Raw genomic sequence first — 20,541 nt, 5'->3', positions numbered from 1 at the left:
AAATGATAAAAGAGTTACTCCATAAAAGGCTAACGATTACAACAACTATTCTTTTCCTGTTAGGATTGTATAGTAGCCTTGACCGTGATTACAATGAGTTATGGGGATTATTCTATGGGTATTTACCCACAATAGGTATAGTGTTTACTTTGAGTATCGCTAACTTGTCTGATAACTGGAAGGCGTTTTCTATTACTACAAGTATCTTTTACTGTATCCTTCATTATCTTTTTATGAGCCCTTTTATCGAATTTGAAATTTATAGTATTGAGATTAAAGATATTTTACTCCCAGCAATTGGAGCACCCGTTACCCTTGCAATCCTGAAATTCTTTACAAAGCGACTTTATTTAGATTGGTCCGAATTTGCAGTTGCCTTTTTTTTAGGTGCTGTAACTTTTATTCCACGAGCGATAGACCATGATATATTAGCAATGACAATTTCCATATACTTATGGCAATTAATCGTTGGTCATTATTATAACTACCTTAAAACTAAAACTACATTAGCACACCAAAGCTATAGTGCATAAACGCACCATAGCAGAGCCGTTAGCGGGAAGCCTGAAAGAGTTCTACAGTATCAGGATAAACAGCCAGTGGAGAATTAACTTCCAATGGAGTAATGGCCAAGCATCAGAAGTAGAAATAATAGATTTCCACTAAGAATAAAGAAATGGAACGATTACCTAATATTCATCCAGGAGAAATACTGCAGGAAGAGTTTCTTGTCCCTTTAAACATCACAGCAGATACAGCCTGAAGATTAAGTTACTACTTTGGCAACTCCCCTAAATTCTGGCTCGGGCTCCAAGACGACTACAATTTGGAAGAAGAAATGGCAAATAAGCAAAAAGAGCTGGAAACGATAAAGCGCTTTGAGAAGAACGCAGCCTAACCCAGCACTGCTAAAAAATTAGCCACTCTTCAGCCTCATGCAGTACAAACTGATAGTTACCATTTATAATCTATGAAAACAGTTTCAGCCATAGGAATAGCCCTTCTTTTTGCCTGCCAAAGTTGTAGCACAACAAGTGAGGAGACAACTTTAGCGGTAGAGAATCCCGGGACTGTAAGTGTGGCTGAAAGCCCTCAAACCTTCAACCTGGAGAGTAGCCTTTCCAACTCTGCAGTCATTGGCTCAAGCACTAATAAAATACTTTCTACCGACACCATCAGGGACAACCTGTTTCTCTCCCAGTACGTGAGTGAGAACAGGTATTTAGGTACTGTCATCTGGACAAAGGAGAATGAGACTTTCAACCCCATATGGCAGGACAAAGACAGCAGCGACTTTCCGCCTCACACTTTTTCATTCGTTGACTTCGACAGGGACGGCAGAAAAGACTTAACCTTGTACTTTGGTCAGGAAGAGGTATACGGAACTGAGGTATACCTGAACCAGTCAAGCAAAGACTATCGGAAAGAAAATTTCAAACTTGCTTACCAAAACTGGAATGACTATTCTGTGATAGTAGACATAGACGGAGACGGCGTGCCAGAATTATTGGATTCGGGCTACGAAGGGACAGAGCATGTGGAAGGACCAGAGTTCTTTCTTACCGATGACGTTAGAGAACAAGTGCATCAAAAGTATGACCAGATAGCCCGGGTAGAGGGTGCCAATAACTTCACCTTCAATATGCCAAACTACTTCAAGGTGTTCAACTCCTTTGTGATGGACAGCATCAAAGTCTTTGCCTACGATAACGGCAGATTCACTGATAAGACCTGCATGTACACAGACTACCTTGACTGGCGAATAGGCATATTAAAGCAAATGGGAACTGATAACAGGAATGACAGCAAGAGAATAAATGAATTAATCAGCTATCTAGAAAAGAAGAAAACCTGTAACTAACACCGCACAGCTTTTAAGCTCGGGTACGCCTGCACATTAGCTGTAATGTATTAAACGTAATAAAACAAAAACGCCTCTCCGTTCCCGAAGAGGCGTTTTCTATACTTTATACTTTGCTGTGGTTATACCAGTATTCTCACCGGGTTCTCCAGCATATTCTTAAACGTTTGCAGGAAGGCAGAACCAACGGCTCCGTCTACCACGCGGTGGTCGCAGCTTAGCGTTACCTTCATCACGTTACCGATCTGGATGTTGCCATTCTTCACCACAGGCGTCTGCTTAATGCCACCTACTGCCATGATGCAGGCATCAGGCGGGTTGATGATGGCTGTAAACTCCTCTATGCCGAACATGCCCAGGTTGGAGATCGTGAAGGTATTCCCTTCCCAATCTGATGGCTGCAGTTTCTTGCTCTTAGCTTTGCCTCCCAGGTCTTTCACCTCGGCTGCAATAGCAGAAAGCGACTTATAGTCGGCGTTACGCACAACCGGCACCAGCAGGCCTTCTTCAACCGCCACAGCCACACCAATGTTGATGTGCTTGTTGTAACGGATCTTATCCCCCAGCCACGACGAGTTAACCGCAGGGTGCTGGCGCAATGCAGCAGCAGCAGCCTTAATTACCAGGTCGTTAAACGATACTTTAACCGGAGATACTTCATTTATACTTACACGCGCTTCCATCGCCTTGTCCATGTCAATTTCCATGGTCAGGTAGAAGTGCGGCGCAGAGAATTTGCTTTCGGCCAGGCGGCGGGCAATTACCTTACGCATCTGCGATACAGCTACCTCTTCGTAAGAGTCGGCAGGAGCACTTGGTACAGCTGCAGTTGCTGCAGGAGCAGCCTGTGGAGCAGCAGCTTTCTGAGGCGCAGCTGATGGTTTAAAGTTCTCGATATCACGTTGAACAATGCGTCCGCCTTCACCGGTACCTTTTACCTGGCTCAGGTTTATGCCTTTGTCACTTGCCATTTTCTTAGCCAACGGAGAAGCCTTGATACGGCCATTGCCTTCTGCAGCGCCGGCTTGCTCGGCAGACTCAGGGCCTGGCACTTTCTCAGTTTCTACTTTATCAGACGTTACCTCGTCCACACCGGCCTCGATGGCTTCATCTGTCTGCGCGTTTTCCTGGCGTTCCTGCTTGTCAGATGACGCAGCATCAAGAAGGGCTTTGTAATCAGCGCCTTCCTCACCGATAATGGCGATAATGGCATCCACAGCTACAGACTCCCCTTCTTTCACGCCAGTGTAAAGCAAAGTACCGTCTTCATAAGACTCCAGCTCCATTGTAGCCTTATCTGTCTCAACTTCCGCCAGCACGTCGCCAGACTTCACCTTGTCGCCTTCTTTCTTTACCCAGCTCACCAGCACACCTTCTGTCATGGTGTCGCTCATTTTAGGCATGCGGATAACGTTAGCCTTGATGTTGCTTGTATCTACAGAAGTTTTTACCGGAGCCTCCTCTTTGGCAACAGCTGGCTTAGTTTCCTCTTTTTTCTCTTCTTTTGCGGCAGGCTTGTCTTCTTCTGCCTTTTCCTCTTTGGCAGCTGGTTTTTCGCTACCATTCGCTTCGTTCAGAAGGCCTGAGATATCCTCTCCTTCTTTACCGATTATCGCGATCACGGCATCAACTGGCACAGAATCACCTTTTTTTGGACCGATGTATAACAGGGTACCATCTTCGTAAGATTCCAGCTCCATGGTTGCCTTGTCAGTCTCTACTTCGGCAAGAATATCGCCTGCACTAACTTTGTCGCCTTCTTTCTTCTGCCAAGATGCAATCACCCCCTCAGTCATCGTATCGCTCATCTTAGGCATTCTTATAACTTCAGCCATAAATTTCGTGTTGTTTAGTCGCCTGAATCAGGCCTTTCCTTATCCGCTCAAAATTAGATTTAAAAATATTTTATTCAAACTATATGCGGCTAATTTGTTCTTATGTCCTGCAGGCTGTCCTTTTCTGGCAGACTTTCTTTTAAATGAGATGTATCACAGTACTTCTTTACCACAAACATACTCCCGGTAAAGTCAAGCTGGTAAAGGCACAGGTTCTGGTGCTGGAACTCATCCATGCAGCGTAAAGGGTAGTGCAGAATTGTACAGAGAAGGATACGCATGGCTCTGCCGTGCATGCAGATCAGCACGTTCTTTTCTTCTGGTCTGCTCAGCATGAGCTTCACAAATTCTTTCTGCCGCTCAGCCACCAGGTCAGGACTTTCCCCTCCTTCTATACAGATCCCGGTTTCACCGTCGCACCAGCGCTGCAGCATGTTGTGGTAATACTCATCCTCCTCTGGGGTGATACGGGTGCCCTCCCGGTTACCCCAGTTTATCTCATTCAGGCCAGCATGCTTCTCATGCGGGATACCCAGATTTATAAAATGCTGTACTGATTGTACACTGCGTTGCAGTGTGGAGGTATAGATCTTGTCAAAAGCAACATCCTGATACTTCTGAAAGAATTTCGCAGCCTGCTGTCTTCCCTCCTCATTCAGACTCGAATCCACTCCACTACCCTGAACAATACCATTCAGGTTATAATCTGTTTGCCCGTGGCGAATAATGTATACTTTCTTAATACTCAAAATTCTTCTACTTTTGCCTTCTGGTTAAATCTTAGCGCGAATATATAAATCGCAGCCCATGCACAAAACTTCTATTACGTTAGATACTCTGAATGAGTGGCGAAAAAACACCATGGTAGAACACCTTGGTATTGAAATCACAGCGTTTGGCGAAGGTTATATATGCGGTAAGATGCCGGTAGATCACCGCACACACCAGCCAATGGGTTTATTACATGGTGGTGCCTCTGTTGCACTTGCTGAAACACTGGCCAGTATTGGGGCTAACATTCACGTTGATCCAACAACCAAAGCTTGTGTTGGTTTAGAAATAAATGCCAATCACATCCGGAGCGTACGTGAAGGTTGGGTGTATGGCAAAGCAACTGCCTTACATATGGGCAAAACAACCCAGGTCTGGGAAACGAAAATCACTACCGAGGCAGGAGACACGGTTTGCATCAGCCGGATGACAGTGGCTGTAATAGATAAAAAATAAACTATGGGTGCAGAACCCCAGGAATTTTCATTAGAACGTATTTTTCAGGCAGCCATCGCACAAAACCGAGCGGTGGCTTTTTGGCGATTACCCCATACCAAGGAAGTTAATATCTGTGTCTCGCTGCAGGAAAACCTGCTAATACACCAGCCAAAATTAGAGGAAAGCCCTTTTGGCTTCCTTTTTTCTCCTTTCCAGGAGTCTGGCGGATATAGAAATAACTTCATCAAAGCTGATATACATTACAGCACAGAAACAGGGGCCTTAACTTTTTCTCCAGATGTGCCTGCTGCTGCTCTTGAAGACTTTAAAGAAGCACTCGCTTCATCATCAACATTGAACGTTGGTTGGCATACTCCTTCTACAGTAATTGAGCAGAAACACCAGACAGAAGAAGGCTTTGTTGCTGCTGTTGAAAAAGCAAAGGAAGCCATCGGAAACGGTGAGATGGAAAAAGTAGTTTTATCAAGGAATATTCAGAGAGCCCTGCCCGTTTCTTTCTCCCCTTTTGGTGCTTTTGCTACTGTACAGCAGGAGTACCCGAGGGCATTTGTATCGTTGGTGTCGGTGCCGGAAGTGGGAACATGGATGGGCGCCTCACCGGAGATTCTTGTTAGTATCAACCCTGAGCAGATCTTTCATACGGTTGCTCTTGCAGGCACACAGCCAGCTGCTGAGAATCCGGCAGAGGCCATCTGGCGACAAAAAGAGATTGAAGAGCAGGGAATGGTGGAACGATACATTCTTAGTTGCTTCAAGAGCCTACGACTACGCGAATACACGGAGGTCGGTCCCCGGACTGTGATAGCCGGTAACCTGATGCACCTCCGAACTGACTTCAAAGTAGATCTGAAAGAGGTGAATTTCCCTACCCTGGGCTCTGCCATGCTGGCTCTGCTTCATCCTACCTCAGCTGTTTGTGGTTTGCCAAAGGAACCTGCTCTGGAATTTATACTTGCCCATGAGGGCTATAACCGTGCCTACTACAGCGGCTATCTGGGTCCTGTAGGTAGTCCGGGAGGCACACATCTCTTTGTTAACCTGCGCTGCATGGAGCTTCTGAAGAATGATGTGATTTTATTTGCCGGTGCCGGAATAACAGGAGACTCCAATCCGCAGAAAGAATGGCAGGAAACGCAGCATAAGATGCAAACGATGCAAAAGATTCTTTCTACTTTTGAATAAGGGGCGGACGGACCATGTAATATTTTACCATGTACCCACTCCGGGACTTATAAAACGTCTTACTCATTATCAGCCTATGATCATTCAACCTGTTGTTAATGTTGCGGAGATCTGCGCACAGAAAGGTGTTAAGAACGTAATTCTATCACCGGGTTCGCGCTGTGCACCACTCACTATTGCTTTCGCCCGTCACAAAGCTTTTCTGGTGCGTACGGTCAGTGATGAACGGGCTGCAGCTTTTATTGCTCTTGGCTTAGCTTTAACCACAGGTCAACCCACTGTACTTATCTGTACATCCGGAACCGCTGCGCTTAATTATGCCCCGGCTGTGGCTGAAGCTTTCTTTCAGCAGGTTCCTTTGCTGATACTTACCGCTGACCGCCCACCTGAATGGATTGACCAGCTGGACGGGCAGACCATTCGCCAGCAGAACGTCTTTGGGCAGCACATAAAGAGTAGTTATACTTTTCCGGTTGATTTCTCAACTCCGGATGCTGTTTGGCACAGTGAACGTATGGTATCAGAGGCACTGAATGAAGCAATGGCTTTTCCGGGCGGCCCGGTACATATCAACGTGCCCCTACGTGAACCGTTTTACCCTTCACCAGGTGAACCTGTTAAATTTGATAATAAAGTAAAGATAATAGCCGAGGAGGAATCTGCCTACATGATGAGTCCGCAGTTATCTTTAAAGTTGCAGGAGGAAATCCTGAGACACCGCAAAGTACTCGTCGTAGCAGGACAACAAACATATGACCCGCACCTGCTACAGAGCCTTCACGCCTTTGCTGAATCAACGGGTGCTGTCATAGTAGGAGATGTCATTAGCAATATTCAGGAATTACCAGCTGTAGTACGCCACCAGGATGTGTTCCTTTCATGCCCTAATGCTGAGAAACTGAAACAGCTACAGCCTGATCTTCTGATAACTTTTGGCAAGTCAGTTATTTCTAAAAGCCTGAAGTTATACCTCCGTAACTATAAACCTAATACACACTGGCATGTGCAGCCAGCCGGGCAGGTAGCTGATACTTTTCAGGCGCTTACCAAGATAATACGCTGCAGTGCCACCAGCCTTTTCTCTGGCTTAACAGGCAGCACCAAAACGGATGCAGCTTACGTCAGGGCCTGGAGGGGAATGGATAAAAAGGCTGGCAACTTTTTGTCTGCTTATACGGCTGATTCCGGGTACCATGAACTGGCAGTAGTGGCACGTTTTTTCAAACAGCTACCACACAAGAGCAACCTGCACCTGGCAAACAGTATGTCGGTTCGTTATGCCAACATACTAGCCCTACAACCTGACCAGGAAGTAGAGGTGTTCGCAAACAGGGGCACCAGTGGCATAGATGGTAGCACCAGTACTGCCGTAGGATGCGCTTTAGCCAGCAGCAAAATTACCACCCTCCTCACAGGCGACCTTGCTTTTTTCTATGACAGGAATGGTCTGTGGCACAACTACCTGCCCCAGAACCTGCGTATTGTGCTTCTTAACAACCATGCCGGGGGTATTTTCAGATTAATTGATGGTCCGAGGCAACAACCGGAACTGGAGCCCTTTTTTGAAACAGAGCAGGCGCTTAATGCCGAAAATACAGCCCGTGACTTTAATTTGCATTACGTAGCTGTTAGAAATATCAATGAACTAGAGAAAGCTTTACCTGGGTTCTTGTCCACAGATACCGGAGCCGGTATCATGGAGATCTTTACGAACAGTTCATCCAACGCAGCAGCATTTGATAAATACAGGCAGGCTGTAAGAAGTATAGAATTTTAGCAGTTATCAGTTTAGTATAGTAAACAATCAGGTTTAACGCTTCCAATTCCTATAATAGTGGCGTTTAAAGCCTATTTGGTTATAGTATCTGCTTTGCTGCTGATGGTATTCCTAACACTGCTTCAAGTTAGCAATAAGCTTCTCCCACACAACCGAAACCCTTCACTAACAAATACGCCACTACATCATCCACTTTGAAATCAAAATCGTTTAAACAATTAATTACCAATATGTTCCAATAAATATTTTTAATCATGGACCTATCACACGACATGCACCGCGTAGAACGCTGGGCAGATACGCACCACCCCATGTGGCTCGACTTTCTGCGAGTTGGATTGGGAATTTTTCTTATGGTGAAAGGCTTCATGTTCGTACAAGATACCGAAGCACTTTTCAGCATCATGCGCAAAAGTCAGTTCCCCTGGGTTTCCATGGGTCTTGCACATTATGTCGCTTTCGCACATTTAGTGGGGGGCTTCCTGATTGCCCTTGGATTGATAACGCGTGTGGCTATCCTGTTCCAGTTACCCATCTTGCTTGGAGCTGTGTTTTTTATTAACCCTGAACGAGGTTTCTATTCTGAAAACACAGAGTTGTGGGCTTCTATTATTGTACTGGTTCTGCTGGTTTTCTTCCTGATATTTGGCTCAGGTAAATTCTCTGTTGACAGGCTGATACGTAAACCAAAGAAGGACTGGCTTTATTAGCTTCATCTAAATCTTTCAGGCACTGACGCAAAGCAGGCAAAAGCACAAACCTTTGCCTGCTTTGCTTGTTTTAGTTCGAGTTTGCCCCCATTTTTGCATTCACACGTAAAGCTTCCGGTATAGGGTTTCTCCCACCTCACACTGCTTTGCAGGGTATAAATAGTGAATTTTGATCAATGACTGAAAAGTATCTGTTACTAAATGGCAAGAAGTTTTACTTCGATGAAATTTCAAATTACTCTTTCCGGAATAGCATTCCGCTAAACGGTTATGAATCGAAAACCCTGGAGTTTTGCCGTAGTTGGCTGAATGGTGTGCAGGAGTTCCCTATCCAGACGTCAGGTTCTACAGGTATCCCGAAAACAATTTCCCTTACCCGGCAGCAAATGGAAGACAGTGCCCGCCGAACCATTGAACTGCTCAATCTTAAAAAGGGCGATTGCACTTTGGTTTGCCTGAATACAGAATACATCGCAGGAATGATGATGTTGGTCCGGGGCTTTTTAGCAGAGCTTGCCATGATCATAGTTGAACCAATCGGTAATCCTCTTTCTCTGGTGGACAGGGATGAGAAAATCGACTTCGCTTCTTTTGTGCCAATGCAGCTACAAACTATTCTACAGGAAACTCCAGAGGCCTTGGCACAGCTTAATGCGATGAAGGGCATCCTTATTGGAGGGGCCCCTGTTACTCCTACGCTACAGCGCGAACTGCAAAGTATAAAGGCTCCTATATACCATACCTACGGCATGACGGAAACATCCTCTCATATAGCTCTCAGACGCTTGAATGGTCCTGAAGCCGCAGAATACTACCAGGTGCTGAAGAACATCACGATTGGTCTGGACAAACGCGGCTGCCTGACAATAAAAGGAGATGTCACTAACAATGAACTGCTGGTGACAAATGATATTGTTGAGCTGCTGACACCGGAACGCTTCCGATGGATAGGCCGTGTAGATAATGTTGTAAACACAGGCGGGGTTAAGGTACAGGTTGAGAAGGTAGAGCTGGCAGTAGCCGAAGCCTTCGCTGATCTAACAGACTCCCCCCGCTTCTTTATTGCCTCGCAGCCAGATGAACTGCTGGGTGATAAAATTGTGCTGATCATGGAGGGGAAACCACTTGCGCCTGATGATGAGAAACTCCTTTTTGACAGGCTTCGAGGCACACTCAGAAAGTTTGAGGTACCACGTGAAGTATACTACAGCCCTGCATTTACCGAAACAGCAACAGGTAAGCTTTCTAGGAAGCGTACCATGCAAAAATTAGGCTTATACACCGAATAGAAGCAGAAAGCATAACAGCAGGCACATAGAAGCGTAAAAAGTATTTAACCAAATACTGAAAACCGCTATGCGTTATGTTCTCGCGGGCGTATGCTCGTTATTTATATTGTTAACCCTTGGCAGCTGTAACAGGGGGCTTTTTACAGCCAAAGCTCCTGTTGAGTTGGAGCAGGCCTGGGCCACTGACAATACGCTTCGTACGCCCGAATCTGCCCTTTTTGATGCGCAGCGCAACACCATCTATGTGTCCAATATCAACAAAATGTCTGGCAGTAAGAAAGATGGTGATGGCTTCATCTCAAAAGTTAATAACAACGGCGAAGTAGAAGAACTGTACTGGGTTTCGGGTTTGAATGACCCGAAGGGAATGGCGCTCCACAACAATGTGCTGTATGTTTCTGATGTGAATGAAATTGTGGCCATATCCACCCAGACCGGAGCCGTTCTGGGGCGGTATGAAGCAGAAAATGCTAAATTTCTGAATGATGTTGCTGTAGATAGCCGAGGAAATGTTTTTGTAACAGACTCAGAGCAAAAGCGAATTTACCAGCTGCGCAATGGGCGTGTCAGCACCTGGATGGAGAATACGGACAGGGAAAAACCAAACGGTATTTTTATTGATGGTAACAGAATGATCGTTGCCTTTATGAGCAGCGGCAATGTACGCTTCCTTGATCCGGAGACGAAGAACTGGACCAATTGGACAGAGGGGATTAAATCAGCTGATGGCATCGCAGAAACGGGCACTGGCGATTACCTTGTCTCCAGTTGGGACGGGGAGGTATATTTTGTAAACAGTGATGGTAAAAACTGGCGCATTCTGGATACAAAAGATCAAAATATCAATGCTGCAGATATCAGCTATTCTGAGAGGCTTGGGCTTTTGCTTGTTCCAACTTTCAAGGACAACAGGTTGGTGGCGTATAGACTATCCCGCAGATAATTGCGTTATGAAATAACTGTTATAATGTTGAAGCAAGGCAGCGACACATTTTGTGTCAGCTGCCTTACTTTTTTGATGGCGTTCTACTTTAAAACCTATGAAACAGCTTCCTACTATACATATCTTAAACGGAGACGCTTCTCTACCAGCTTTACAGGCAGCAGCCTTTCCGGGTCAGTTACTTGTCTGGCGCGAAATCCTTTCTGAGGGACCGGCACTTGCCACACTGCCTGAAGAAGAATTCTGGGAACAGCGCCAGGAGTTCATCACCTCCTCCTACAAGGAGACGAAAGAGAACTACCGCAGGAAAGTATTGGATGAGCTACCGAAACTACAGGAAACAGGTGCCTTCTTTGAAGTTATACTTTGGTTTGACAGAGACCTGATGTGCCAGGTAAACCTGCTTTACCTGCTGCACCGGCTTCATGAAATAAAGCCAGATATTGTTTCTCTATGCATGCCACGCGATGGAAAAAGCATTTCAGAGTTAACACATGAACAGGTACAGCAGCTTTACAGAGACAGAGTACAGCAAAGTAAAGCTCAACTAAAACAGGCAAGTGAACTCTGGCAGCTTTACGGAGGTCCTGATCCCTTGAATTTACAACTTTACCTGGCGCAGCGTGAGATTTTTATTCCTTCCGTGCATAAGGCACTGAAGCTACTCTTCCATCGATTCCCATACTGCCAGACAGGCCTGAGCCAACCTGAGAGCATAATCCTGGAGCTAATTTCAGACGGAGCAGATAGCACTGATGTACTTATTGAGCAGTTTCAGAAGCAAAACCCGGAGTATGGTTTCGGAGACCTGCAAATTCTTCATATTCTCCACCGATTGCAGCCTGACTTGGTACAAGGACGAGAGGCTTTACACCTGAGCTTCTTTGGTGAGCGGGTTATGCAGGGGCTAGCATCTTTCACCCCAAAAGCCCGTTGGTTAGGGGGCACGAAAATCGAACCTTCGAGCTACCACTGCTTTAATTCAGAAACAGGAGAATTAACTGCTGCATCCGGCAACTCAAAATAATTTGGCCCCAAATATGCTTAACAGAGGTTATACTTACATCTTAACCCCTGATAAACATGAAAATTAAGCAAAAGTATACCAAAGCAATTGCCTGCACCCTTTCCTTAGCTGCTCTTAGCTTGACTGCTACTGCACAGATCCAGTCTCTTCCTAAACAGGAACTGAAGCACATTCTTGTTATAGCAGAAGAGGACACAACCGGTGATACCACCAGGGAAACGCTTTCCGGAATTAATTTACTACCTGCAGGAAAGGGCACTTTCCAGCTGGATTTTTCACAGAATCTGGAAGAAAACGCAACGCTGCAAATAACCGATGCCTCAGGTAAATTGGTTTTTCAAAAGCCTGTTAGCATTGCTAACAATAAGAAAGCATGGCGTTATAATGTTGGTAAATTACAGCCAAGCGTATACCTCGTAGAAGTAAAAACCAGCGATACTACGTACTGGACCAAATTCAAAGTAGGCAGGTAAGTTAGTACAATCTAAAAGCAGAGGCCGCTGAATAAGATTTATTCAACGGCCTCTGCTTTTACTTTTTGTGTTATTGTATCTTACTCCATGCACGCAGTGCATCATACAGTATGGTAGCACCCAGTTTCGCAGTTCGGTTGTCCAGGTCCAAGGCAGGATTCAGCTCTGCGACATCAAGACTTAACAGCTTACCACTTCTCACCACTGTTTTCAGTAATTCCAGCACGGGTTCAGGCTGAAGTCCCAAGGCATTTAAGGCACTCACGCCGGGAGCATAAGGGGCCGCAAATACATCCAGATCAATTGTTACATATACTTTGTCCACCTGACCTAAAAAAGTATTCAAGGACTGTAATGGCTGCTGAAGATTATGTGACTGCACTTCCTCAGCCAAGCTATAAGTAACATTCAGATCACCTGCCGTCTGAAACAGCTTTCGCGTATTTCCGTACTCCTGCAGCCCTACTACATGATAAGAAAATGAGCGACTTTGCTTCCTGAGTTTGTCAGCTATCTGCAGAAAAGGGGTTCCGGAGCTAGGCTGTTGCTCATAGCTTCTTAAATCAAAATGAGCATCAAAATTCAGAATCCCTAATCTGAGGTCTGCTGTCGCTTTTTCCAGGCCTAAAAAATGACCATAAGCAATTTCATGCCCGCCACCCAATAAAAGAGGTCTATACCCCTGTTCCAGCAACAGTGCCACTTTCTTTCCTAACTGCTCCTGGGCCTCCTCCAGGTTCTGATTCGTGCATAGCACATCCCCTGCATCATACAGGGCCACATGTTCAGGCAAGTGATGGGCAAAAGAAGCCATTGCCGCACGCAAAGCGGCTGGTCCGGCCACAGCTCCGGGCCTGCCCTGGTTACGCCTTACCCCTTCATCACAGCAAAACCCAAGAAAGGCAAAGGCAGTCTGCTCCTCTGGCACTTTAGGTGCTCCCTCTGACAAATTCAAGAGCTGCACGGCCTGATGCCAGCGTAAACCCATTTCGCCATCATGCGCATCCACTCTACCCTTCCAGGCCGCTTTTGTAGTTGGTTTATACATGGCAACCCGGACTATTGATGGCTAATTTCTTTTCCTTTTTTCCAGATCCGGGTCGGTTTCATCTTTCCCTGAAAGTACAGAATCTCTTTATAGTTGTCTGTCGGGAAAGCGATCATATCAGCCAGAAACCCATTCGAAAGAACACCTCTGTCTGAAAGTCTAAGCGCATGGGCAGCACGGGAAGTAATACCTGCTAAGGTTTCTGCGGTTGTCAGCTTTTCGGATGCCCCCAATAAAGCAGCCTGCATCAGCAGGTCGCCCATTGGAGCAGAACCAGGATTCCAGTCAGTGGCAATCGCCACACATAAACCTCCATCAAGCATCTTTCGGGCCGGTGCATACTGCATGCCCAGGCCCAGAGAGGCTCCCGGTAACACAGTAGCCACAACACCTGCATCGCGCAGCAAGGCTATTTCATCTTCGCCGCTTGCTTCCAGGTGATCAGCGCTTACCGCTCCTGCTTCAGCCGCCACCCTACTGCCCCCTGTACTGAATTGATCGGCATGCACGGTAAGTTCAAATCCCAGCTTTTTTGCAGCTACTAAATACTCCAGCGACTCCAGCTCGGTAAAGGCTGTATCTTCAATAAATATATCAATACGGTTAGCCAGATCCTGCTCTTTGATGGCAGGTAAAAGTTCGTTCAGTATGCACTCCAGGTACTTGCCAGAGTCGGTGTGTTCCGGCGGACGCATGTGAGCTGCCAGGCAGGTTGGAATGAGATCTAAGGTATGATGTTTATTAACCAGCTGAATTGCCTCCAGCATCTTAATTTCTTCCTCCACTGTCAGTCCGTAACCGCTTTTTACCTCACAGGTTGTAACGCCTTCCTGCAGGTGACGGTCACAGCGTTTCTTTAGCAGGTTTACCAGTTCAATTAAGGTTGCTTCCCTGGTCTTGCGAACGGTGTCGAGAATACCACCTCCATTGCGGGCAATTTCAAGGTATGATTTTCCTGCCACCCGCATGGCGTAGTCGTTTGCCCTTGATCCAGCGAAACAAATATGTGTGTGGGCGTCAATAAACCCGGGTAGCAGTACCATCGGGCTCTCCACTTTTACCAAAGCATAATCGTGCTGCTCAGCTTCCTGCATGAGCTTTATATAATCCCCGACCCGCACAATCTGGTCATCCTGCACCAGTACGCCGGCCTGTTCCAGAACATGTAGTTGTTCATCTGGAATAGGCCCCGTCTTTGGCAAGTGAGCCATGGTCACAATTTGTGAGAAGGGACCTATAAGGGTATAGGTTGATGTTTTTTTATTCATAGCTTTAAAGAAGTCAGTAGTACTACAAATTCAATCCGAACTTCTCTGCATTCTCCTTCGCTGTATCATAGCCGGCATCTGCATGACGGAAAATACCCATCGCAGGATCGTTGTACAGCACACGGCTCAGGCAACGATCGGCACGCTCTGTTCCATCAGCAAGAATAACCATACCGGCATGCTGGGAATACCCGATCCCTACGCCACCGCCATGATGGAAAGACACCCAGGTGGCACCTCCGGCTGTATTTGACATCAGGTTAAGTAAAGGCCAGTCAGAAACGGCATCAGAACCATCCAGCATGCCTTCTGTTTCACGGTAAGGTGAGGCAACAGAGCCGCAGTCAAGGTGATCACGGCCAATTACGATTGGAGCCTTTACCTTGCCTTCTCGCACGAGCTTATTGAACAAAAGACCTGCTTTTTCACGCTCTCCCATGCCCAGCCAGCATATACGGCACGGCAGCCCCTGGAAGGCAACTTTTTCCTCCGCCTCATTCAGCCATTTGATCATGTGCTCGTTTTCAGGAAATAGCTCCTTTAAGGCTGCATCTGTAACTTTAATATCCTCAGGATCTCCTGACAAAGCCGCCCAACGGAAAGGGCCCTTCCCCTCACAGAACAGCGGGCGCATGTACTCCGGAACAAAACCAGAAATTTTGAAGGCATCTTTTTCTCCTCCCTGCTGGGCAAATTCACGGAGGTTGTTACCATAGTCGAACGTGCGGCTGCCTCTTCTCTGAAGCTCCAGCATAAACCCAACGTGGCGGGCCATGCTTTTCAGGGAAAGGGCCTTATACCCCTGCGGGTCTTTCTCCCGCAAAGCTTTTGCTTCTTCCAGAGTAAGGCTGTTTGGAACATACCCGTTTATCGGATCATGGGCGGAAGTCTGGTCCGTCAGGATTTCCGGTGTGATATTATCCTGAATCAGGCGCTCCAGCACATCACCGATATCACCCACTAAACCTACCGAAATTGCCTCGCCTTTTTCCTTTGCCTCCAGTACCCAGGCTTTCGCCTCTTCGTAGTCAAAGGTCATTTTATCAATATACCGGGTATCCAGGCGCTTTTTAATTCGCTCCGGATCTACATCAACCCCCAGGAAAGTAGCTCCTGCAATGGTAGCTGCCAAAGGCTGAGCCCCACCCATTCCACCAAGTCCGCCGGTTACGAGCAGCTTGTGGCGCAGGTCTCCGTTAAAATGTATCCTGCCGCAGGCAGCAAAGGTTTCGTAAGTGCCTTGCAATATCCCCTGTGTACCGATGTAGATCCAACTGCCCGCCGTCATTTGCCCGTACATCATCAGGCCGCGCTCACGCAGTTCATTAAAGTGCTCCCAGGTGGCCCAGTGAGGCACCAGGTTGCTGTTTGCTATCAATACGCGTGGCGCCTCCGGGTGTGTTCGCACCCTACCCACCGGCTTACCAGACTGCACCAGCAGGCTCTCGTCTTCCTCCAGGTTTAAGAGCACTTCAATTATCTTTTGGGCATCAGCCACTGTACGGGCTGCCTGTCCGATACCTCCGTATACGACCAAACGGCTCGGATCCTCGGCAACCTCATCGGTAAGGTTGTTCAGGAACATGCGCAGTGCCGCCTCCGTCTGCCAGTTCTTCGCATTCAATTGCGGACCGGTTGGTGGAATATAAGTAGGATGATTGGCGTATTTTTGAATGAATTCTGATACAGACAAACCAGACCGGTTTTCCGTTGCTATAGTTGATGACATATTCATAGTTAGTTATTGCGACAGTATCAGTTCAATATTCTTAAAAAATAAGCAGAAAGGACAGAAAAAATGTTCTTAATTTAGGCTTTAGCAAATCACCAGGTATAAATTTTACAACACATTGGTCATGTTTCACATTCCCCTTACCTCCATCAGGCAACAATTTGGCGATATGGACATCTACCTGTTCGACCAGCTTTTGAAAGGGAGAATTGCAAAAGGGATGCCCCTTTTAGATGCCGGCTGTGGAAGTGGCCGGAATGTGGAATATCTTATGCAGGCGGGTGTAAAAGTATATGGTGCTGATATATCCGAAGAAGCCATCGGAAAGCTGAAGCAGAAAGCAGCCACCCTAGCCCCTACTCTTTCTCCAGGCAACTTTGTAGTTACAGACCTGTCACAGCTACCATTCGCCCATGCTTCTTTTGATGTGGTAATTTGCAGCGCTGTCTTACACTTTTCTAACAGCGAACAGCATTTTAAATCCATACTTAAAGAACTGTGGCGGGTACTGAAACCTGATGGAATGCTTTTCTGCCGGCTTAGCACCACTATCTGCATGGAGGGCAAGCTGCAGAAGGTAAACAGCAGAAAGTACCTGATGCCACACGGGGTAGCCTGGTTTCTTGCCGATGAGGAAATGCTGCGGGAGATAGTGACACAGTTTAATGCAGAGATGCTGGAGCCACTCAAAACAGTGTTGGTAGAAAATGAACGGAGTATGACTACTTGGGTGCTTAGAAAAAGAGACACTCCTAAATCATAAAAAGACTTACCGTTAACCTGAGTCAAGGGTAAGTCTCTTTAATAGTTTAGCAAGGCAGAAGCCTTTTAGTCAAGGCTCGCCATATCAATAACAAATCTGTACTTCACATCTCCTTTCAGCATCCGCTCATAGGCTTCGTTTATGTAGTCAATCGGAATTACCTCCACATCAGACATGATATTATGTTCTGCACAGTAATCCAGCATTTCCTGTGTTTCAGCAATACCTCCGATCAGTGAACCAACCATACGCCTGCGCTTGAAAAGCAGATTAGCAGCAATAACCTCGGCAGGAGCAGGAGGAGCTCCCAAAAGGATCATCGTTCCGTCTCTTTTCAGCAGCGTTAAATAATTGTTGTAGTTATGGGGAGCGGATACTGTATCAATGATAAAGTCATAAGAGTCTGCCATCTCCTTCATCACTTCATCGTCTTTGGTGTTCTTAAAATTATGAGCACCCAGTTCCCTGGCATCCTTCTCTTTTTCCGGTGAGGTACTGAGCACTGTCACATCGGCCCCCATAGATGCGGCCAGTTTAACTGCCATGTGTCCTAGACCACCTAAACCTACAATCCCAACACGATGGCCTTTACCTATTTTCCACTCCTTCATGGGGGAATACGTTGTGATACCGGCACAGAGCAAGGGCGCAACCCGGGAGAGATCCAGGTTTTCAGGTACTTTGAGGGTATACTTCTCATCCACCACAATCTGGTTAGAATATCCCCCCTGCGTTACTGTTTTTCCGTCCTTCTCCAGGCCTGAATAGGTAACTACCAGATGATTCTCGCAGTATTGCTCCAGTCCCTCGTTACAACTATGGCAATGACGGCAAGAGTCAACAAAACAACCTACCCCTGCCAGGTCTCCTTCTTTAAACTTATCTACCTTTTCGCCCACTTTTACCACACGGCCAACTATTTCATGTCCGGGTACCATCGGGTACAAGGCGCCACCCCATTCGTTACGCACCTGGTGTAAATCAGAGTGGCACACGCCACAGTAAAGAATTTCAATTTGTACATCATGCTCCCCAACCTCCCGGCGTTCAAAATCGAAAGGGGCCAATGGAGTGCTGGCGTCCTGCGCTGCGTATCCTTTTGTTTGTATCATAGCTTTATGGCTTATAGTTTATTTTATTTCTATCCTTTTAAACTGCCTTTGTAAAAGTTGGCGGGCAAACCTTTTTCACCTGGTTTTACAAAAAACAGACCGCCACTTAATGGGTAGGCCTTTTGTTTCTCTTCACTCAACCATTCTCTGCCCGTGGTAATGTATAGCGTGTCCAGGTTCTTCCCCCCGAAAGCGCAGGATGTCGTATTTGTAGCCGGCACCTTTACCTTTTGTAATAGCTTTCCGGTTACAGGATTATACTGGGCTACGGCTCCGGCACCATGTAACGCCACCCATAAATTACCTCCGGCATCAATTGTCATTCCGTCAGGGGCACCTTCCGACTCCGGAATATCTATTATGACCTTTTCGTTACTGATTTCGCCTGTTTGGTTGTCATACGCATATGACTTCACCTTTTGCGTAGGGGTATCCGTAAAATACATTGTTTTTTTATCAGGAGACCATATTATGCCGTTGGAGATAGTGAGGTTGTGCAGCACTTCATCTATACTACCGTCCTGATTCATCCGGTAAAGTTTTGCCGCTCCCTCCCGTGTATCCAGGGCCATGGTGCCTACCCAAAAACGACCAGCCGGATCGCATTTGCCATCATTGAAGCGTATATCCTTTTCTTTGATCGGGTTGCTGACAAAGGTGAGTTCTCCGGTTTTAATATCAATCCGGAAAATACCGTTCTGAAGCGCCACCAAAGCACCTCCCTCTTCAATGGGCACTACCGTTCCGATCCTTTCGCCTACATCCAGCTTTTTGTCTTCACCACTTTCCGGGTCATACAAGTGCAGCGCACGCCCTTCTATATCTACCCAATAAAGAAGCTGTTCTGTTGGGTGCCACAGCGCTCCTTCCCCTAGCCTTGCATTGGCATCAAGCTCCAGGGTTGCTATAAGAATTTTGGTTTCCTGATTGTTGCTCAAAATATTATTTGCTTAAACTCCCTCAGACTATAGTTTTCTGATTATGATGTTCCGGAACCACACCTCGTCACCATGATCCTGCAGGGCTATTCTTCCTGACCGGTAGCTTCCAAAGCCCCGGATACTTTTAAACTTACTTGTCGAGTTCAACTGTTGCCAGTTATCATCCCATAGTTTTGTCAGGATAACTTTTTCCCTGTTCAGGTAGATCTCAAGTATCCCCTTATCCGACACAATCTCCGTCGAGTTCCAGGCTCCGGCTGGGTTAACAGAGCTTGGAGCGCTTTCGATCAGATCATACAGGTCACTGGCGCGGCGTTTAGGTATGTCAGCATCAGGATGCCGTTCATTGTCCAGTAGCTGTACTTCCGGACCAGTCATCCATGTCTGTTCATATCGTTCCGGATCATCCTGCACATAAAAAAGAACACCGCTGTTGCCGCTTTCGCTTATTTTCCATTCGAGTCGCAGATGAAAATCGCTGAACAATTCATCCGTTACCAGGTCTGCACGCTCTTCACTTCCTTCACCAGACTTATCCAGATGTATGGCCCCCTCTTTTACTTTCCAGGCTTTGCCTTTGGCATGCCTCCTGTATGGGTGCCAGCCTGCCAAAGACTTACCATCAAAAAGAACAGTCCAGCCTGCGCTGTTACCTTCTTTACCCTCTCCTTTCAACTTAATAAGTGGGTATTACTGGTTTAGCGAGAGAACATACTTTGCCATTTCACGGGCATCTTCACGGCTAATGTTCGGGTGCGGCGTCATAGGTACCTGCCCCCACACTCCTGCTCCTCCCTCTATTATTTTGCCGGCCAGGTAGTCTACGTTCTTATCGTTGAACTCATACTTTTGTGCAACCTCTTTATAGGATGGCCCTACCAGTTTCTCGTCAACTCTGTGGCATGACAGGCAATCAGACATGGCAATCAGCTTTTCACCTTTAGCATACGGATTCGTCTCAGTGGCAACAGCAGCATTATCCTGCATGTCGTTAACTCCCGCATCGGCACCCACTTTTGTTTGCGCTACAGGGCCGTCATCCGCCTCGCCGGCTACCTGCTCACGGTCTTCGTCGTAGTACTTATCATAATCGGATTCATTGCCACCACCACATGCAGCTAAAAAGAGGCAGCAACTACAAATGAATAATACCTTTTTCATGTTCTGTGCTTTGTTTAGAGGTAAGTTCGTTTATACGGCAAGATGAGTTTCGGGTGGTGTGGATTTGTAAAAGTTGAACCTAATCAGGGAAAGAATATTTTCTCACCAACTTCGCAGCAGTCCCCAATAAAGCTGGAATTACAAAAAGAAGTTTAAATTACTTACCTTACCATATCAACCTAAACAACC

Annotated in this window: 21 protein-coding genes and 1 pseudogene; 13 read left to right on the top strand and 9 right to left on the bottom strand. The window is 46.6% G+C overall.

Translation table 11 applies throughout. The features are described from left to right. The first annotated feature begins 2 nt into the window (after nt 1-2). The 4 genes and pseudogenes from ACFSRY_RS16305 to ACFSRY_RS16290 all read left to right on the top strand — a co-directional run bounded on the left by ACFSRY_RS16305 (nt 3) and on the right by ACFSRY_RS16290 (nt 1,861). The gene (locus tag ACFSRY_RS16305; RefSeq protein ID WP_377510159.1) at nt 3-533 is read left to right on the top strand and encodes a hypothetical protein; all 531 of its coding nucleotides are present in this window, start codon (nt 3-5) and stop codon (nt 531-533) included. Further along, the gene (locus tag ACFSRY_RS16300) at nt 526-666 is read left to right on the top strand and encodes a type II toxin-antitoxin system RelE/ParE family toxin (protein WP_377510156.1); all 141 of its coding nucleotides are present in this window, start codon (nt 526-528) and stop codon (nt 664-666) included. The genes ACFSRY_RS16305 and ACFSRY_RS16300 overlap by 8 nt, the downstream gene beginning before the upstream one ends. Before the next feature lie 10 nt (nt 667-676). Then, nucleotides 677-898, top strand: a pseudogene (locus ACFSRY_RS16295) (helix-turn-helix transcriptional regulator). Nucleotides 899-970: 72 nt separating this feature from the next. Next, nucleotides 971-1,861 carry an FG-GAP repeat domain-containing protein gene (locus tag ACFSRY_RS16290; RefSeq protein WP_377510153.1) on the top strand — a complete coding sequence of 297 codons (891 nt, stop codon included), beginning with the start codon at nt 971-973 and terminating at the stop codon, nt 1,859-1,861. A 122-nt stretch (nt 1,862-1,983) separates the two neighbouring features. Here the strand turns inward: ACFSRY_RS16290 and ACFSRY_RS16285 are convergent, their stop codons facing one another. Then, nucleotides 1,984-3,696, bottom strand: a complete 1,713-nt coding sequence (locus ACFSRY_RS16285; protein ID WP_377510149.1) for a pyruvate dehydrogenase complex dihydrolipoamide acetyltransferase — start codon at nt 3,694-3,696, stop codon at nt 1,984-1,986. Between the two features lie 89 nt (nt 3,697-3,785). After that, complete coding sequence (locus ACFSRY_RS16280) at nt 3,786-4,445, bottom strand: histidine phosphatase family protein (protein ID WP_377510146.1); 660 nt, start codon at nt 4,443-4,445, stop codon at nt 3,786-3,788. Between the two features lie 58 nt (nt 4,446-4,503). Between ACFSRY_RS16280 and ACFSRY_RS16275 the strand changes: the two genes are divergently transcribed. The 8 genes from ACFSRY_RS16275 to ACFSRY_RS16240 all read left to right on the top strand — a co-directional run bounded on the left by ACFSRY_RS16275 (nt 4,504) and on the right by ACFSRY_RS16240 (nt 12,327). Next, entirely contained in the window at nt 4,504-4,923 is a 420-nt protein-coding gene (locus ACFSRY_RS16275; protein WP_377510143.1) for a hotdog fold thioesterase, read from the top strand. Nucleotides 4,924-4,926: 3 nt separating this feature from the next. Further along, complete coding sequence (locus ACFSRY_RS16270) at nt 4,927-6,108, top strand: chorismate-binding protein (protein WP_377510140.1); 1,182 nt, start codon at nt 4,927-4,929, stop codon at nt 6,106-6,108. 76 nt (nt 6,109-6,184) lie between these two features. After that, complete coding sequence (gene menD / locus ACFSRY_RS16265; RefSeq protein WP_377510137.1) at nt 6,185-7,885, top strand: 2-succinyl-5-enolpyruvyl-6-hydroxy-3-cyclohexene-1-carboxylic-acid synthase; 1,701 nt, start codon at nt 6,185-6,187, stop codon at nt 7,883-7,885. A gap of 254 nt (nt 7,886-8,139) precedes the next feature. Next, complete coding sequence (locus ACFSRY_RS16260) at nt 8,140-8,595, top strand: DoxX family protein (RefSeq protein WP_377510134.1); 456 nt, start codon at nt 8,140-8,142, stop codon at nt 8,593-8,595. Nucleotides 8,596-8,771: 176 nt separating this feature from the next. Next, complete coding sequence (locus ACFSRY_RS16255; protein ID WP_377510131.1) at nt 8,772-9,884, top strand: AMP-binding protein; 1,113 nt, start codon at nt 8,772-8,774, stop codon at nt 9,882-9,884. A gap of 67 nt (nt 9,885-9,951) precedes the next feature. After that, entirely contained in the window at nt 9,952-10,827 is an 876-nt protein-coding gene (locus ACFSRY_RS16250) for an SMP-30/gluconolactonase/LRE family protein (RefSeq protein ID WP_377510128.1), read from the top strand. A 97-nt stretch (nt 10,828-10,924) separates the two neighbouring features. Next, nucleotides 10,925-11,854: a DUF1835 domain-containing protein gene (locus ACFSRY_RS16245; protein ID WP_377510125.1), complete on the top strand. Its 930-nt coding sequence runs from the start codon at nt 10,925-10,927 to the stop codon at nt 11,852-11,854. A gap of 56 nt (nt 11,855-11,910) precedes the next feature. Further along, nucleotides 11,911-12,327: a T9SS type A sorting domain-containing protein gene (locus ACFSRY_RS16240; protein ID WP_377510122.1), complete on the top strand. Its 417-nt coding sequence runs from the start codon at nt 11,911-11,913 to the stop codon at nt 12,325-12,327. A 70-nt stretch (nt 12,328-12,397) separates the two neighbouring features. On the opposite strand, the gene hutG is transcribed toward ACFSRY_RS16240, so the two are convergent. From hutG to ACFSRY_RS16225, 3 genes are read right to left on the bottom strand one after another with little or no spacing between them, the layout of a single operon-like run. Further along, nucleotides 12,398-13,375 (bottom strand): formimidoylglutamase, encoded by a 978-nt coding sequence (gene hutG, locus ACFSRY_RS16235; protein WP_377510119.1) that lies wholly within the window; start codon nt 13,373-13,375, stop codon nt 12,398-12,400. An 11-nt stretch (nt 13,376-13,386) separates the two neighbouring features. Next, nucleotides 13,387-14,643 (bottom strand): imidazolonepropionase, encoded by a 1,257-nt coding sequence (hutI, locus tag ACFSRY_RS16230; protein ID WP_377510116.1) that lies wholly within the window; start codon nt 14,641-14,643, stop codon nt 13,387-13,389. A 22-nt stretch (nt 14,644-14,665) separates the two neighbouring features. Continuing rightward, nucleotides 14,666-16,378 carry a urocanate hydratase gene (locus ACFSRY_RS16225; protein ID WP_377510113.1) on the bottom strand — a complete coding sequence of 571 codons (1,713 nt, stop codon included), beginning with the start codon at nt 16,376-16,378 and terminating at the stop codon, nt 14,666-14,668. Between the two features lie 121 nt (nt 16,379-16,499). Here ACFSRY_RS16225 and ACFSRY_RS16220 point away from each other — a divergent pair, with 121 nt between their 5' ends. Continuing rightward, nucleotides 16,500-17,138, top strand: a complete 639-nt coding sequence (locus ACFSRY_RS16220) for a class I SAM-dependent methyltransferase (protein WP_377510110.1) — start codon at nt 16,500-16,502, stop codon at nt 17,136-17,138. A gap of 65 nt (nt 17,139-17,203) precedes the next feature. Here the strand turns inward: ACFSRY_RS16220 and ACFSRY_RS16215 are convergent, their stop codons facing one another. The 4 genes from ACFSRY_RS16215 to ACFSRY_RS16200 are packed head-to-tail and all read right to left on the bottom strand — an operon-like array spanning nt 17,204 to nt 20,352. Further along, nucleotides 17,204-18,250 carry an NAD(P)-dependent alcohol dehydrogenase gene (locus ACFSRY_RS16215; RefSeq protein WP_377510107.1) on the bottom strand — a complete coding sequence of 349 codons (1,047 nt, stop codon included), beginning with the start codon at nt 18,248-18,250 and terminating at the stop codon, nt 17,204-17,206. Nucleotides 18,251-18,279: 29 nt separating this feature from the next. After that, nucleotides 18,280-19,188, bottom strand: coding sequence for an SMP-30/gluconolactonase/LRE family protein (locus tag ACFSRY_RS16210; protein ID WP_377510104.1), 909 nt, complete (start codon nt 19,186-19,188; stop codon nt 18,280-18,282). Nucleotides 19,189-19,215: 27 nt separating this feature from the next. Further along, nucleotides 19,216-19,866: a 3-keto-disaccharide hydrolase gene (locus ACFSRY_RS16205; RefSeq protein WP_377510101.1), complete on the bottom strand. Its 651-nt coding sequence runs from the start codon at nt 19,864-19,866 to the stop codon at nt 19,216-19,218. Between the two features lie 15 nt (nt 19,867-19,881). Next, nucleotides 19,882-20,352 carry a c-type cytochrome gene (locus tag ACFSRY_RS16200; protein WP_377510098.1) on the bottom strand — a complete coding sequence of 157 codons (471 nt, stop codon included), beginning with the start codon at nt 20,350-20,352 and terminating at the stop codon, nt 19,882-19,884. Between the last annotated feature and the right edge of the window lie 189 nt (nt 20,353-20,541).

Source organism: Pontibacter locisalis, assembly GCF_042684605.1.
Taxonomy (GTDB): Bacteria; Bacteroidota; Bacteroidia; order Cytophagales; family Hymenobacteraceae; genus Pontibacter; species Pontibacter locisalis.
Note: the sequence above shows the minus strand (reverse complement) of the source record. Positions and strands in the feature narration are given on the sequence as shown.

What these genes read in the sequence shown, in the direction of transcription:
- ACFSRY_RS16290 (WP_377510153.1), top strand. Translation starts at nt 971, where the DNA reads ATGAAAACAGTTTCAGCCATAGGAATAGCCCTTCTTTTTGCCTGCCAA.
- ACFSRY_RS16220 (WP_377510110.1), top strand. Translation starts at nt 16,500, where the DNA reads ATGTTTCACATTCCCCTTACCTCCATCAGGCAACAATTTGGCGATATG.
- ACFSRY_RS16240 (WP_377510122.1), top strand. Translation starts at nt 11,911, where the DNA reads ATGAAAATTAAGCAAAAGTATACCAAAGCAATTGCCTGCACCCTTTCC.
- hutG (WP_377510119.1), bottom strand. Translation starts at nt 13,375, where the DNA reads ATGTATAAACCAACTACAAAAGCGGCCTGGAAGGGTAGAGTGGATGCG.
- ACFSRY_RS16250 (WP_377510128.1), top strand. Translation starts at nt 9,952, where the DNA reads ATGCGTTATGTTCTCGCGGGCGTATGCTCGTTATTTATATTGTTAACC.
- ACFSRY_RS16270 (WP_377510140.1), top strand. Translation starts at nt 4,927, where the DNA reads ATGGGTGCAGAACCCCAGGAATTTTCATTAGAACGTATTTTTCAGGCA.
- hutI (WP_377510116.1), bottom strand. Translation starts at nt 14,643, where the DNA reads ATGAATAAAAAAACATCAACCTATACCCTTATAGGTCCCTTCTCACAA.
- ACFSRY_RS16285 (WP_377510149.1), bottom strand. Translation starts at nt 3,696, where the DNA reads ATGGCTGAAGTTATAAGAATGCCTAAGATGAGCGATACGATGACTGAG.
- ACFSRY_RS16260 (WP_377510134.1), top strand. Translation starts at nt 8,140, where the DNA reads ATGGACCTATCACACGACATGCACCGCGTAGAACGCTGGGCAGATACG.
- ACFSRY_RS16255 (WP_377510131.1), top strand. Translation starts at nt 8,772, where the DNA reads ATGACTGAAAAGTATCTGTTACTAAATGGCAAGAAGTTTTACTTCGAT.
- ACFSRY_RS16225 (WP_377510113.1), bottom strand. Translation starts at nt 16,378, where the DNA reads ATGAATATGTCATCAACTATAGCAACGGAAAACCGGTCTGGTTTGTCT.
- ACFSRY_RS16245 (WP_377510125.1), top strand. Translation starts at nt 10,925, where the DNA reads ATGAAACAGCTTCCTACTATACATATCTTAAACGGAGACGCTTCTCTA.
- ACFSRY_RS16200 (WP_377510098.1), bottom strand. Translation starts at nt 20,352, where the DNA reads ATGAAAAAGGTATTATTCATTTGTAGTTGCTGCCTCTTTTTAGCTGCA.
- ACFSRY_RS16275 (WP_377510143.1), top strand. Translation starts at nt 4,504, where the DNA reads ATGCACAAAACTTCTATTACGTTAGATACTCTGAATGAGTGGCGAAAA.
- menD (WP_377510137.1), top strand. Translation starts at nt 6,185, where the DNA reads ATGATCATTCAACCTGTTGTTAATGTTGCGGAGATCTGCGCACAGAAA.
- ACFSRY_RS16215 (WP_377510107.1), bottom strand. Translation starts at nt 18,250, where the DNA reads ATGATACAAACAAAAGGATACGCAGCGCAGGACGCCAGCACTCCATTG.
- ACFSRY_RS16305 (WP_377510159.1), top strand. Translation starts at nt 3, where the DNA reads ATGATAAAAGAGTTACTCCATAAAAGGCTAACGATTACAACAACTATT.